The organism is Hymenobacter cyanobacteriorum, assembly GCF_022631375.1.
In the GTDB taxonomy this organism is placed as follows: Bacteria; Bacteroidota; Bacteroidia; order Cytophagales; family Hymenobacteraceae; genus Hymenobacter; species Hymenobacter cyanobacteriorum.
Genome location: NZ_JALBGC010000002.1, coordinates 523,534 through 538,030 on the forward strand (window position 1 = coordinate 523,534; position 14,497 = coordinate 538,030).

Consider the following 14,497-nt stretch of genomic DNA (forward strand, 5'->3'; position numbering starts at 1 on the left):
GAGCCCCGCGATGGGCCAACGGCCCAGTAAACACCCGTAAAAGCGCAAAATACGCTCGTACAAGGGTGTTACGAGCGTATGTTAGCTTCCGATACGGCCGAGTGGCGGGTTTCAGCCGGCCAACCGGCTGGCCGCCTCGGCCTACGCGTGGCTGCCGGAAGGCACCAGTAGGGTGTAGGTGGCGCTCAGAGCGCCCACCACCTCGTTTTTCTTCAGGTAGTAGGCGTAGTGGTCGCGCTACTCGACCTCGGCGGGGTTCACGTTGGGGCGGTTGTCGAAGTAGGGCAGGTGCGTGACGGTGGCCAGCCGCGTAAGCTCCTTCTCGCTGGTACGGCAGCACCAGCTTTTGGCATCGGCCGGGCCAGCCGTGCGGCTCCACAGCTGCTCTTTTTTACCCAGTGCATCGGCAGCTTTCCGCAGCAAATCCTTCCCGCTGCCCATTTGACCTTTCCAGTCGGCTATTTGACTTTCCCAGTGGCTCATTTGACCTTTCCACCCAGTCATTTGACCTTTCCCGCTACTCGTATTGCCATCCTTTTTACCCAGCTTGCCTGGCTTCCCGCCAACCAGCAGGCCCGTCGCTGTCAGCCCACCCGCCATTCAATAAAAAAGCCTTGTGCGGCTGCAACCTCGGCTCGGCCAGCCAGCCACCAAAAAGCCCCCGACCACGCGGCCGGGGGCTTTTTCAGTTGCGGTGGGCGCGGGGCGCTACTTGTTGGCCTGCGCCGTGGCGGGGGGCGTGTCGCCGAGTAGGCGGGCCACTTGGGCTTGCAGGGTGAGCAGGCTGGCGTGGTCGGCGGCGCTGCCGGTTTGCAGGGCGGCGTTCTGGGCCTTGAGGGCTTCGATTTCCTTTTGCTGGTCCTGGATGGCCTGCACCAGCAGAGGGGTGAGCCTGCCGTAGTCTACGGCCCACTGGTTGGTGACGGTGGTACCGTAGTCGCCCTCCTTCACGGCATCGGGGTACACCTTGAACAGGTCCTGGGCCAGAAAGCCCGTCACGCGGCTCGTGGCCGGCTGGCCGATGAAGTTGTAGTCCTTCACTTCGAGCTTGAGCAGGTCGGCCAGGCCGAAGCGGGTGCGGCCTACATGCTCCTTGAGGCGCTTGTCGGAGGTGGTGTTGTAGTTCACGCCGTTGCTGGCCGCGTTCATGGTGATGCTGCCCAGGGTCTGGCTGGGGCGGCTGAACTGTATCAGCTCGGTGCAGCCGGCGCAGCCCGTGTTGGTGGTGGGCACGTTGATGGTGATAACGCCGTTGGGGTCGCCGGCGGTGCTGGTGAGGTTGAGCTGGGTAGTACCGCCGCTCACCACGTCGAGGGCCACGCTGGGGCTGATGGTACCGATGCCCACGTTGCCGCCGCTCTGCACGAAGAGCTGGGGCAAGGTGCCCCCCGCACTGCCGCCGTAGGGCAGGGCCAACCCCGAACTGCCCCACAGGCCCATCCCGAACTGGCCGCCGGGGTTCTGCACCAGCCCCAGGCCGTAGAAGCTCTGCCCGTTGGCATCTTCGTAAATGGCCAGTCGCCCGGCGGGCGCGTTAGCATTGGGGGTGCCGCCCAGCGAGAGGCGCGAGTAAGGGCTGCTGGTGCCGATGCCCACCTGGCCGGTGCTGTTCCAGTACAAGGCTGTGGTGCGGGTGCCGCCCTGGTTGGTGCCCAGCACGCCGCCCGCATAGCCGTACAAGGCCGGACCGTTCACGTCGAGGCCATTCCAGGGCTTGGCGCTATTGTAGAACCCCAGGCCGTGGTTAGTGTCCCGGAGCAGCAAGTCGTAGGCAAGGTTCACGAGCACGTTGCCGTTCACTTCGAGCTTCTGACCGGGGGCGGTGGTGCCAATGCCCACGTTGCCGCTGCCGGTGATGCTCATCCGGTTGGTCGATATGGTATAGAAGTCCAGCCCGTACTGGTTGCCGCCGCTGCTGCGCTTGCTGCCGATGCCCTCGCCGCTGCTGCTGCCGCCGAAGCGCAGGGCGTTGGCGGCGGTGCCGGTGTTGCCGTTGGCCGCGTCCACCAACACGTCGGTACCCGCCTGCACCACGCCGCCCACCGTGCCGCTGCCGCTGATGCTGAAGTTGCTGGTGGCCTGCTGGGTGGTGGTGTTCTGGATAAAGCCCGCCCCGGTAGCGGCCGTGCCCTGGGTGGTGCCATCGGGAAAAATCAGCTTGCTGCCGCTGGTGCTGATTTTGACATTGCCGCCCACCACGTCCAGCTTCTCGCTGGGGGTGAGGGTGCCCACGCCGATGTTCTGGGCGCGGGCCGCGCCGGTGGCGGTGGCAAAGAGGGCGAGCAACAGGGCGCGCCGGGAGAGGGGAGAATAATTCATGGGGAAAACAGTGAAAACGGAGCGGTTATGATTGTAAAAGCAAGGCGGGGCGGCGGGCTACTCCACCACCAGGCGGCTGGTGAAGTGGCCGGCCGGGCCGGTGTAGCGCAGGAAGTAGACGCCAGTGGCCAGGCCGGCCAGCGGCACCGGGCCATCGGGGCGGCCGTCGAGGGCCACGGTGCCCAGCACCTGCCCCAGCACGCTCAGCACGTCGAGCGTGCCCGCCCCGGCCGGGCCGGTGTAGCGGTAGCGGGCATTCTGCCCCGCCGCCACGCGGGTAGGGAACACCGTGAAGGAGGGCGTGAGCAACTGCGTGAGGGCCACGGCGCGGACGGGCGAGTAGGCCACGGTACCGTCGCGGTCGGTCTGGCGCAAGCGGTAGTAGAGCAGGGTCGCGCCGGCCGGCAGCTGGCTATCGAGTAGGGCATAGTCGTGGCGGGCGGCGCTGGTGCCGGCCCCGGCCACGGTGCCCACGTCGGCAAAGCGGCTGCCGTCGGTGCTGCGCTCCACCGTGAAGCCGGCGTTGTTCAGCTCCTGTGCCGTGGCCCAGCGCAGGCGCACGGCGGACGGCCCCTCGGCCGTGGCCGTGAAGTCGAGCAGCGTCACGGGCAGCGGGTTGCTGGCGTTGCCCAGCGTCCAGAAGGAGAAGGACGTGATGCCCGCCTTGGTGGCCGTGTTGGCCACGGCATCGAAGGTGGTGCCGGCCTGCTTGGCCCAGGGGCCAGCGGTGCTGGTTTCACTCTTGAACAAAGCCAGGTTGCCCTCGGCAATGCCGTTGAGCTCGTCGTCGCGGTAGGTCAGGGCCAGGGTCACGTTCAGGCCGGTGTTCACGGCGGGCACGATGTCGAAGTAGCGCTTGATGCTCTGGCTGGTGCCCGCGCCGGTCAGGGCCGTGCCGGTGGTGCGGCGCACGCGGGTGCTGCCGGGCAGCGTGGCCCCGGTGGGCGTGAGGCGCAGGCCCAGGCCGCCGAAGGTTTGGGCGGTGCCGGCGGTGCTCACGGAGCGGGTAGTTTCCACGGTGCCCGTCACGTAGCCGGGGGCCGTTTCGCTAAGGGTGGCGGCGGGGCCGAGCAGCACCTTGGCGCTGGGGCCGGTGGCCAGGAGGCCGGTCGTCAGCGTCAGGGCATTGCTCACGGTCAGGTCGCCGGCCAGGGTCAGAACGTTGGCCCCGGCGGTGGGCTTATTCACCAGCACCTGGTAGAGGGTGGCCCCGCCGGCGGTCAGGGTCTGGTTGGTAGTGCCGGAGAAGGTGACGGCGCTGGTGCCGGGGGTGAGGGTGCCGGTGTTAGCAAAGTCGCCGCGCACTTCCAGCGTGCCGCTGCTCAGATTAAGGGTGCCGGCGTTGGCGAGTGGTCCATCAACCCGCATAGTGCCGGGGTTGGTGAGGGTGCCGCTTTGGTTGGTGAAGCCGGTGGTGCCCACGAAGAGAATGCCGCCGGCCTGCACCGTGAGCAAGGTGCCGGTGTTGGCCAGGTCGGGCGGCGGAACGAAGGTGACGCTGGTAGTGCCCGAGGCCGGGTTAGGGTTGCCGGCCGCGTCCTGGGCCGCGTTGGCCAGCACGCCCACGCCCACGAGTACCGCCGCCGCCCCGCTGCTGGTGGGCGTGACGGTGAAGGTGTAGGTGGCGCCGCTGCCACTCACGCTGCCGGGCGTCACGGTGCCGTTGCTAATGGTCAGGCCGGCGGCCGAAAAGCCGGTCACGCCTTCCGAGAAGGTGACGGTGAAGGGAATGGGTGAGATGCTCGTGGGGTTAGCCGGGGTGCTGAGCGTGGCCGTGGGCGGGGTGTTGTCCACCGTCAGCGCGCTGCTGCTGCTGGCGGTGCCGTTGGGCGTGGTCACGGCCACGGGGCCGGAAGTGGCCCCGGCCGGCAGGATGAAGGTGATGGTCGTGCCATTCACCACCGTGAAGCCGGTGATGGTGACCCCGTTCAGCGTGACACCCGTGGCCCCGGTGAAGCCCGTGCCCGTGACGGTGATGGAGGTGCCCGTGTTGGCGCTGGCGGGTGCCACGCTCGTGATAGTGGGCGGCGGCAGAAAAGTGAAGCTGGTGCTGCTGGTGGCCGTGCCGCCCGGCGTGGTCACGGCGATGGGGCCGGAACTGGCCCCGGCGGGCACCACGAAGGTGAGGCTCGTGCCGCTGACGACGCTAAAGCCGCTCACCGCCGCCCCGTTCAGGGTCAGGCCCGTGGCCCCGGTGAAGTTGGTGCCCGTTACGGTCACGGTTTGCCCCACCGGCCCGCTGGCGGGCGAAAAGCTGCTGATGGTGGGCGGTAGCACCACCGTGAAGCTGCTGCTGCTGCTAGCCACCCCGCCCGGCGTGGTTACCTGGATAAGGCCCGTGGTGCTGCCCGCCCCCACCGTGAAGGTGAGGCTCGTGGCCGTGGGCGTGCCCGTGAGGGTGCCCGCCACCCCGTTCACCGTTACGCCCGTGGCCCCGGTGAAGTTGGTGCCCGTCACGGTCACGGTTTGCCCCACCGGCCCGCTGGCGGGCGAAAAGCCGCTGATGGTGGGCGGTGGCGGCTGGTTCAGGCGCACACTCACCGAGTTACCGAGGCTGTTGGCGGTGAGCAGGTCGAGGTCGCCGTCGCCGTCCACGTCCCCCACCGCCACGCTGGTGGGGTAGCTGCCCACGGCCAGGTTGCTGCCGTTGCTGAAAGTGCCCGTGTTGGAGCCGCTCGCGTCGCCCCCGTTCAGGCGCACGCTCGCCGTGCCGCTGCTGTTGCGGTTGGCCGTGAGCAGGTCGAGGTCGCCGTCGCCGTCCACGTCCCCCACCGCTACGCTGTAGGGGTATCTGCCCACGGCCGGGTCGCTGCCGTTGCTGAACACGCCCGTGTTGGAGCCGCTGGCATTGCCCCCGTTCAGGCGCACGCTCACCGTGCCGGGGCTGTTGTAGTTGGCCGTGAGCAGGTCAAGGTCGCCGTCGCCGTCCACGTCCCCCACCGCCACGCTGAGGGGGCGGTTGCCCACGACCGGGTCGGAGCCGCCGCTGAACGTGCCCGTGTTGGAGCCGCTCGCGTCGCCTCCGTTCAGGCGCACGCTCACCGTGCCGGGGCTAATCTGGTTGGCCGTGAGCAGGTCGAGGTCGCCGTCGCCGTCCACGTCGCCCACCGCCACGCTGGTGGGGGAACTGCCCACGGCCGGGTCGGAGCCGCCGCTGAACACGCCCGTGTTGGAGCCGGTGGCATCGCCCCCGTTCAGGCGCACACTCACCGTGCTGCTGTTCTGGTTGGCGGTGAGCAGGTCGAGGTCGCCGTCGCCGTCCACGTCCCCCACCGCCACGCCGGCGGGGCGGCTGCCCACGGCCGGGTCGCTGCCGCCCGAAAACACGCCCGTGTTGCTGCCCGTCGCGTCGCCCCCGTTCAGGCGCACGCTCACTGTGCCGCTGCTATAGTTGGCCGTGAGCAGGTCGAGGTCGCCGTCGCCGTCCACGTCGCCCACCGCCACGCTGGTAGGGTCGCTGCCCACGGCCGGGTCGCTGCCGTTGCTGAACACGCCCGTGTTGGAGCCGCTCGCGTCGCCCCCGTTCAGGCGCACACTCACCGTGCCGCCGCTGTTGTAGTTGGCCGTGAGCAGGTCGAGGTCGCCGTCGCCGTCCACGTCGCCCACCGCCACGCTGGTGGGGTAGCTGCTCGTGGCCGGGTTGCTGCCGCCCGCGAAGATGCCGCGCCCGATGCTGCTCGTGGCGGCCGTGAACTGATGCACCTTGCCTTTTGCCAACGTCGCGCCGCTGGTGCTCGTGGCCGCCGTGGTCGTGGTCACCAGCAGGGTTTCGCCCGGCTTGAAGCTGTTGGTCGGGTCGAAGGTGAGCGTGTTGCCGCTTGCCGTGGCCGTGCCCCGCGCCCCGTTGCGCATCCGCCCGCCGCGCTGCTGGCTGTATACCTGCACCGCGCCCAGGGTCGCGGCCGTGTTTTGCAAGGTTTGGGAGAAGGTCACCGCCACATTGGCGCTGGAGGACACGTTGCCTTGGTTGCGCGTGGGGGCCAGCGTCGTGATGGTCAGGCCTTGCGCCCGGGCGGCCCGCCCGGCCAGCAGCAGGGCCAGCAGCAGCAGCAGGGGCCGCACGCGGCCGGGGTGCCCGAGGGTCGGGAAGAGGTGTTTCATGGGCATAAACAAAGAATTGGACGGAGAATAAGCCGGCTCCGCTTTGGCGAGTTGAAAGCCGTCGGCCAGCAAATGCTTACCAAGGGGCAAGACCACAAAGGTCCGGCCCCCGGCCACGCGGCGGTATGACATGAACATGTCATATTGGGGGTGCCCGCACCGGGCGGGCTAGTCGCGGCGGCGCTTCAGGGCCTGGGCCAGCAGCTCGCCGCGCGAGTTCACCTGGAGCTTGCGGTACACGCTGCGGATGTGGTTGCGCACGGTGTCGAGGCTGATGAAGTGGCGCTCGGCAATGAGCTGGTAGCTGAGCCCGTCTTCAATGCCGCGCACGACTTCCAGCTCGCGCGCCGTGAGGGGCTCGGGCAGCAGCCTTTCCAGGACCATCGTTGCCGGAGCGGCTACCGCCGGCTGCCGCTGAAAGGCCTGCACCACGAAGCGGGCCACGCCGGGGCTCATGGGCGAGCCGCCCGCCGCCACCTGCAGCAGGTGCTCCTTAAGCTGGGCCAGGGGCGTGTTCTTGAGCAAATAGCCCACCGCGCCGGCCCGCAGGGCCTCAAATACCCGCTCGGCATCGGCATACACGCTCAGCATGAGCACCTGGGCCTCGGGCAGGAGCTGCTGAATAAGGGGCAGGCCCTCGATGCCGGTGAGGCCAGGCAGGCCGATGTCGGAGAGCACGAGCTGGGGTGGGGCGGCAGCCGTGGGTAGCCCCCGCAAGAACGCCTCCACCGAATCCGCGATGAGCACGCAGCGAAACTCGGGCTGGGCGCAGAGGTACTCGTGCAGCGTGTCGCGGATGGAGGCTTGGTCTTCGATGATGGCCAGGGCCAGGGGGAATTGCATGGAGCAAAGGTCCGGCCCAGAATCATGCGGCGGTATGACATAAACATGTTGTTTTTCGAGCAGGTCGGGCGCAGCAAAAAGCCCCCGGCCGTCGGTCCGGGGGCTTAAGGTATCCGCTGGAACAGACTACTCCACCGTCAGGCGCACGGCGCGCGCGCCGGCCCGCGCCACGTACACTCCCGCCGGAGTGCCGGCCGGCAGCGCCAGCGTTGCCGTGCCCGAAGCGTCGGCGGTGGCCGTAGTCACGGGGCGGCCCAGCGCGTCCGTCACCGTCACCACCGCGCCGGGCGCAGTGCCCGTAAGGGTGGCCGTGCCGCCGTGGGCCGGGTTGGGATATACCGTCAGGCCGGCCGCCGCGCCCGCTAGCGTCACGGTGCGCACCGGCGAGTAGCTGAACGTGCCATCGGTGTCTACCTGCTTGAGGCGGTAGTAGAGAAAGGCCACGCCCGTGGGCAGCTGGCCGTCGAGCAGTTCGTAGCGGCGGGCGCGGCTGCTGCTGCCCGCCGCGGCCACCGTGCCGATGCGGGCAAACGCGCGGCCATCGGCGCTACGCTCCACCTCGAAGGCCTGGCTGTTCTTTTCCGAGGCCGTGGCCCAGGCCAGGCGCACAGCGTTGGCCCCGTTGGCCGTGGCCGTGAAGGCCGTCAGCTCCACGGGCAGGGGCACGCCGGTAAGGGCATTGAGCGCCGCCAGGCCGATACGCGGCTGCCCGCCGATGTTGTTGAACTGCCCCCCCACGTACACTGTGCCCCCCGCCACGGCCAGCGCACTCACGGTGCTGCTGGCGTTGGGGTCGAAGCCGGCCAGGGCCACGCCCGTGCCCGCGTCGAGCGCCGCTATCCGGTTGCGCCCGGCCCCGCCAATGTTTGTAAAATCGCCCCCGGCGTACACGGTGCCCCCCGCTACGGCCAGCGTATTCACGGTATTGTTGGCGTTGGGGTTGAAGCCGGCCAGGGCCACGCCCGTGCCCGCGTCGAGCGCCGCCAGGCGGTTGCGCGCCGCCCCGCCGATGTTGTTGAAGAAACCCCCGGCGTACACCGTGCCCCCCGCCACGGCCAGGACATAGACGTTGCTGTTGGCCTTGGGATTGAAGCCGGCCAGGGCCACGCCCGTGCCCGCGTCGAGCGCCGCCACGTAGTTGCGCACGGCCCCGCCGATGGTGGTGAAGGCCCCCCCGGCGTACACCACCCCCCCCGCCACGGCCAGCGCACTCACGGTGTTGTTGGCGTTGGGGTCGAAGCTGGCCAGGGCCACGCCCGTGCCCGCGTCGAGCGCCGCTAGCTGGTTGCGCGTGGCCCCGCCGATGGCGGTGAAGTTGCCCCCCACGTACACGGTGCCCCCCGCCACGGCCAGCGCACTCACGGTGCTGCTGGCGTTGGGGTCGAAGCCGGCCAGGGCCACGCCCGTGCCCGCGTCGAGCGCGGCGATGCATCTGCGCGGCAGCCCGCCGATGCTGGTGAAGGCCCCCCCGGCGTACACCGTGCCCCCCCCCACGGCCAGCGCACTCACGGTGCCGTTGGCGTTGGGGTCGAAGCCGGCCCGGGCCACGCCCGTGGCCGCGTCGAGCGCCGCCAGCCGGTTGCGCGCCGCTCCGCCGATGCTGGTGAAGGTGCCCCCGGCGTACACCGCGCCTCCCGCCACGGCCAGCACATTCACGGGGTTGTTGGCGCTGGGGTCGAAGCCGGCCAGGGCCAGGCCCGTGCCCGCGTCGAGCGCCGCTATCCGCAAGCGCGTGGCCCCGCCAATGCTGGTGAACTGGCCCCCGGCGTACACGGTGCCCCCCGCCACGGCCAGTGCCGAGACGGGGTTGTTGGCGTTAGGTTTGAAGCCGGCCACGGCCCGCCCGTCGGTCACGTTGAGCGCGGCGAGGTTGTTGCGCGCCGCCCCGCCGATGTTGGAGAAGTCGCCCCCGGCGTACACGGTGCCCCCCGCCACGGCCAGGGCCGCGACGTTGCTGTTGGCGCTGGGGTTGAAGCCGGCTACGGCCAGCCCGGTAGCCGCGTCGAGCGCGGCTAGGCGATTGCGCGTGGCCCCGCCAATGTTGGTGAACTGGCCCCCGACGTACACGGTGCCCCCCGCCACGGCCAGTGTATTCACGGGGTTGTTGGCGTTGGGGTCGAAGCCGGCCAGGGCCAGGCCCGTGGCCGCCTCGAGCGCCGCTATCCAGTTGCGCACGGCCCCGCCGATGCTGGTGAAGGCCCCCCCCACGTACACCGTGCCCCCTGCCACGGCCAGCGCCAGGACGCTGCCGTTGGCGTTGGGGTCGAAACCGGCCAGGGCCAGGCCCGTGGCCGGGTCGAGCGCCGCTAGCCGGTTGCGCGCCGCCCCGCCGATGCTGGTAAAGCCGCCCCCCACGTACACCGTACCCCCCGCCACGGTCAGGGCCAAGACGCTACTGTTGGCGTTGGGGTCGAAGCTGGTAACGGCGCCGGTGGCATCGAGCTGGGCGATGCGGCTGCGCGCCAGCCCGCCCACCTGCGTGAAGTCGCCGCCGATATACCAGCCGCCCGCCCCGTCGGGCACGGCCGCCCGCACCGTGCCGTTGGGTCGGGCCGCGCGCAGGTCGGGCACGCCCGTGCCGCCATCGAGCGCGCTGCCGTAGGGGGTGTTCGGCCCCACGTAGGTGAAGCTGCCCCCAATGTAGACCGTGCTCCCGTCGCGCACCAAGGCGTTCACCGGGCCGTTGGTGACGTAGAGCTGCCGGTCGGGCAGCGGGGCCTGGGCGGCCGCCCGGCCGGGCAGCAGCCCCGCCGCCAGGGCCAGCAGCAGCCACACGCACCACCCGGCCCCGGCGGCGGGCCACCAAGCGCCCGGGCCGGCCGGGCCACTACCTATTCTAAAACGCATCATCAGCAAGCAGGCAAAATCGTGGGGTGCCAGCGCCGCCGCCGCGCCCGCGGCCCCGGATGGCGCCGCAAAGGTCTGGCCCGCCGGGGGCGGGCCGCAAGCCGCCGGCCTACCGCATTTGCGGTAGGCCGGGGCCGCACCGCCGGCCTTGCCCGCCGCCAAAAAAGCCGCCGCCCGGCAGGGGGCGGCGGCCAGGGCAACCACGAGCCGGAAGGCCGGCTACTCCACCGTCAGGCGCAGGGCCTTGCCGCCGGCGCGTACCACGTACAAGCCTGCCGGCAGTCCGGCGGGCATCTTCAGCGCCGCCGCACCCGAAGCGTCGGCCGTGGCCGTGGCTACCGGGCGGCCCAGCGCGTCGGTCACCGTCACCACCGCGCCGGGCACCGTGCCCGTGAGGGTGGCCGCCCCGCCGACAGCCGGGTTGGGGTACAGGCTCAGCCCTTCGGCCGCGCCGGTCAGGGCCACGGTGCGTACGGGCGAGTAGCTGAAGCTGCCATCCGCGTCCACCTGCCGCAGGCGGTAGTAGAGCCGGGCCGCGCCGACGGGCAGCTGGGCATCCATCAGCTCGTAGCTGCGGGCGGTGCTGCTGCTGCCAGCGGCGGCCACCGTGCCAATGCGCTCGAATGCCTCGCCATCCCCGCTGCGCTCCACCTCGAAGGCGGCGCTGTTCTGCTCACTGGCCGTGGCCCAGGCCAGGCGCACGGCGGCAGGGCCGGCGGCCGGCCCCACGGCCGTGGCCGTGAAGTCGCGCAGCTCCACGGGGAGCGGGGCGGCGGCGTCGGCCAGGGTCCAGACGGAGAAGTGGTCCACGTTGGTGGCCGTGAGCGTGGTGCCGCTGGTCGTGCTGGCAATGGCCTGGAAGGGGCCGCCGGTGCCCGTAGCCCGGTACATCGTCAGGCGGTCGATTGGAATACCGTTCAGGTCGTTCAAACTATAGGTAAAGGCCAGGGTGGCGCGCAGCCCCGTGTTGGTGGCGGGCTGCACGTCGAAGTAGCGGGGAATGCTCTGGTTGGCGGGCCGGTTGGGGTTGGCCAGGCGCGTGCCGGTGGTGCGCGTGACGGTAGTGGCGCCGGGGGCCACCGTGCCGCTGGGGGCCGTCAGGGCCAGGCCGATGTTGCCGAAGGTGCGGGCCACGCCATCGGCCGCCACGGTGGCCGTGGCCTGCACTTGCCCCAGCACGTAGCCCTCGAGGTACTCGCTGAGCGTAGCGCCGGGGCTTAGGGTGAGCAGGTTGCCGTTGGTGCGCAGCAGGCCGCCGCCAAAGGTCAGGCCCTGGGTGATGGTGAGCGGCGTGGCCAGCATGGTGGTGCCCGTGCTGGTAATGCTCACGCTGCGCAGCGGGTTCACGGTGGCGATGCTCTGGTCGCTGGGGCCTTGCAGCACCACGGTGCCCGCGCTGTGCGCGAAGCCGCCCCCCAGCGTGAGGTTGCCGTTGCTCACGCGCAGCGTGCCGCCCACCAGGTCGAGCGTGGCGCTGCCGCCCAGGGCCAGGCTGCGCACGTCGGCCGTGCCGCCGGTTATCTGGGGGTAGGGCCCGCCCCCGTTCACGGGGACCACGGCGGCGTTGATGGTGGCCATGGGCACGCAGGTATCCCAGTTGCCGGCCGTGTACCAGTCGGTGGTGCCGGCCGCGCCGGTCCAGGCCGTGGCGTTGGTGCCCTCAATGGCAGCCGTGGCATTGGCCGGGTTGCAGCCGGTGGCCGTGAGGTAGGGCGTGGCGGCCGTGTACGCATTGGGGCCGCTGCGGAAGTTGGTGACCGTGAAGGTGCGCACGTTGCCGGCTACCACGGGCGCGCCGATGGTGCCCGGGCCGCTGAGGGTGGTGCTGCCCACCGCCGTGTTGGCAATGGCCGGGTCGGTCAGCTCCAGGCTCCAGTTTTGCAGCGTGCCCACGTCGCCGGCGCTTATATCAAAGGCGCGCAGGGTCCAGGTGCCGTTCAGGGCGGTGCCGGTGAGGGCGGCGGCGGGCAGGGCGTGCAGGGACACGAACGAGGAGTTGACGGCCGTGGCCGTGGTGCCCTCCGGCCGGTAGGTACCGCTGAAGGGGGCGGTGTTGTTGCCCGCCGAGCCGATGATGTTTGGGGACGTGGTCAGCAGCACGGTGTTGGTGTAGTCGTTGCCGCTGCCGCCGCTGGCAGTGCTCAGCTCCAGGGTGCCGGCGTTGCCGGGCCCCACCAGAAACAGGCGCAGGTCGCCGTCGAACGTATGGGCAATGTTGAGCGTGACGCGCAGCACCGTGTTGCTGCCCACCACTGTCCCGGCCGCCGCGCCGCTCAGCACAATGGCCGAGCTGATGCCCGTGTTGTTATTATCGGGAATGGCCTGGGGCGTCAGGTTCTCGCCGGCCGTGCTGCCGGGCGGCACGGTCACGGCCACGGTGGCGGCCGTGCCCAGGCAGGCGCGGGCGGGGGCCGTCGCGGTTTGGGCACGGCTGGCCGTCAGTACCTGCACCACGGCCCGCCCCGCCGCCGCGCCGTTGCGGGTGGCCACGTAGGCGTTGCGGCCCACCGGGGCATCGCGCACCTCGAACACGTAGTCCGAGCCGCTGGCCGTGGCCGCGCCCACGGTGCCGGGGCCGCTCAGGACGGGCACGGCGCCCGATACGGCCGGGTCGCTCAGCTCCAGGCTCCAGCCCAGCAGCCTGCCCGGGTCGCCGCTCGCGCTGTCGAAGACGCGCAGCGTCCAGGTGCCGTTTAGGGCGCTGCCCGTCAGGGGGGCGGCGGGCAGGCCGTGCTGGCTCACATACGCGCTGGCAATGGCCGTGGCCGGGGTGCCCCTGGGCCGGTAGGTGCCGGTGAAGGGGGCGGTATTGTTTCCCGTCGAGCCGATGATGTTCGGGGCCGTGGTCAGCAGCACGGTGTTGGTGTAGTCGTTGCCGCTGCCGCCGCTGTTGATGCTCAGCTCCAGCGCGCCGGCGTTGCCAGGCCCCACCAGAAAGAAGCGCAGGTCCTGGTCGTAGGTGTGGCTGACATTGAGCGTGACGCGCAGCACCGTGCCGCTGCCCACCACCGCCCCACCCGGTGCGCCGCTCAGCACAATGGCCGAGCCAATGCCCGCGTCGTCAGCGTCAGGAATGGCCTGGGCCGTGGGGTTCTGCCCGCTAAGCAGGGGCGCCACCGTCACCGAAAACGCGGCGCCCGCGCACGCCTGGGCCGGGGCCGTCACGGCCTGGGCCATCGCCCGGCCGGGCAGCAGCCCCGCCGCCAGGGCCATGAGCAGCAGCCCCAGCCACCGGGCTCCGGCGGCGGGTTGTTGGGGGCCCGGGCCGGGCCGGCGGGCAGATGCGAAAAAATGGGTCATGGGTACGTGGGGTAAGGGGTGAAAAGCCGCCGCCGCCGCGCCCGGCCTGGGCGTTTGCCCGGCCCAGGCCGCCCGCCCAACGCCCGCCTGCGACCTCGGCGCCGCGCCGACGGCAAAGGCCGCGCCGCGCACGGCGCCGGCCAGTCCCGCAAAGTTCCGCTCGCTGCCCGCCGACGCACAAGCCGCCCACCTACCGCATTTGCGGTAGGTGCCGGGCGCGGGGCCCGTCCGGCCCACGCCCAAAAAAGCCGCCGCCCCGGGCGGGACGGCGGCGGCGGCGGCATTGCTCACCAGGCGAAGCAGGGGCGGGGCCGGCCCCCGCCCGGACGTTCGCGCCAGCGCAACGAGTTCGTGCAACGGCGGGCGGGGGCAGGCCCCGCCCCTACGGGCTGGCTGCTACTGCGCAATGCGGCTCAGCACGTCCGTAAACGGCTGCTGGTCGGTGTCGCCGCCCACGGCGGCCACCTTGCAGTACACCTTGTCGCCGCTCTTGCACTGCGTCAGCAGGGCGTCGCCGTCGCGCACCACCACCACGTACCATTCAATGTCGGCATCGGTGGGGTCGAGGGTGTAGAGGTACTTCAGGGCCACGGCGTGGGGCGGGCGCTTGGCCTTGGCGCAGAGCGTGCCGGGCGTGGGGCCGTCCACGAGCTGGAACCGGAGCGGGGCCTCCAGGGTGGTGTGGCGCTCGCGCTCCTTGGTGAGGGCCAGGCCGGTGGAGAGCAAGGCGGCCTCGTCGTCGGGATACAGCAGGTTGGCCATCTGGGCCACGGCGCTCAGGGCCGCGTTCAGGGCGGTGCGCAGCTGGTTCAGCTCGGCGGTTTGGGTGGGGGTGGGGTGCAGGATGCTGGCCGCCGCCAGGTAGGGGGTGAGGGCGGCCGTCAGCGCATCGGTCTGGGGCTTGGCCTTGGGGTAGCGCGTGTTGCCCACCGTGTTGGTGAGGCAGTTCTGGGCCAGCGGCCCGATTTCCATCTTGGGCACGTTGTCAAAATTGGTGAGTAATTTTCGGGAGCTCATGGGAAGAATGGTGTAGACGAAAAACCTGGAAACAGTTGGCCCGCAGGCCGCGAGGCACCTGGTTTCTTCG

7 protein-coding genes are annotated in these 14,497 nt (G+C 70.7%); all 7 read right to left on the reverse strand.

What is annotated here, in order from left to right; genetic code table 11:
* Positions 1-237: 237 nt before the first annotated feature.
* A complete protein-coding gene (locus tag MON38_RS07370) occupies positions 238-483 on the reverse strand; it encodes a hypothetical protein (protein WP_241935516.1) in 246 nt (81 codons plus the stop codon).
* A 225-nt stretch (positions 484-708) separates the two neighbouring features.
* The gene (locus tag MON38_RS07375) at positions 709-2,319 is read right to left on the reverse strand and encodes a tail fiber domain-containing protein (RefSeq protein ID WP_241935517.1); all 1,611 of its coding nucleotides are present in this window, start codon (positions 2,317-2,319) and stop codon (positions 709-711) included.
* 57 nt (positions 2,320-2,376) lie between these two features.
* Complete coding sequence (locus tag MON38_RS07380) at positions 2,377-6,420, reverse strand: beta strand repeat-containing protein (protein WP_241935518.1); 4,044 nt, start codon at positions 6,418-6,420, stop codon at positions 2,377-2,379.
* A gap of 168 nt (positions 6,421-6,588) precedes the next feature.
* Positions 6,589-7,263, reverse strand: a complete 675-nt coding sequence (locus tag MON38_RS07385) for a response regulator transcription factor (protein ID WP_241935519.1) — start codon at positions 7,261-7,263, stop codon at positions 6,589-6,591.
* Between the two features lie 126 nt (positions 7,264-7,389).
* Positions 7,390-10,314: a beta strand repeat-containing protein gene (locus MON38_RS07390; protein ID WP_241935520.1), complete on the reverse strand. Its 2,925-nt coding sequence runs from the start codon at positions 10,312-10,314 to the stop codon at positions 7,390-7,392.
* Positions 10,315-10,329: 15 nt separating this feature from the next.
* The gene (locus tag MON38_RS22650) at positions 10,330-13,410 is read right to left on the reverse strand and encodes a proprotein convertase P-domain-containing protein (protein ID WP_277881394.1); all 3,081 of its coding nucleotides are present in this window, start codon (positions 13,408-13,410) and stop codon (positions 10,330-10,332) included.
* A 396-nt stretch (positions 13,411-13,806) separates the two neighbouring features.
* A complete protein-coding gene (locus MON38_RS07400) occupies positions 13,807-14,427 on the reverse strand; it encodes a hypothetical protein (protein ID WP_241935521.1) in 621 nt (206 codons plus the stop codon).
* Between the last annotated feature and the right edge of the window lie 70 nt (positions 14,428-14,497).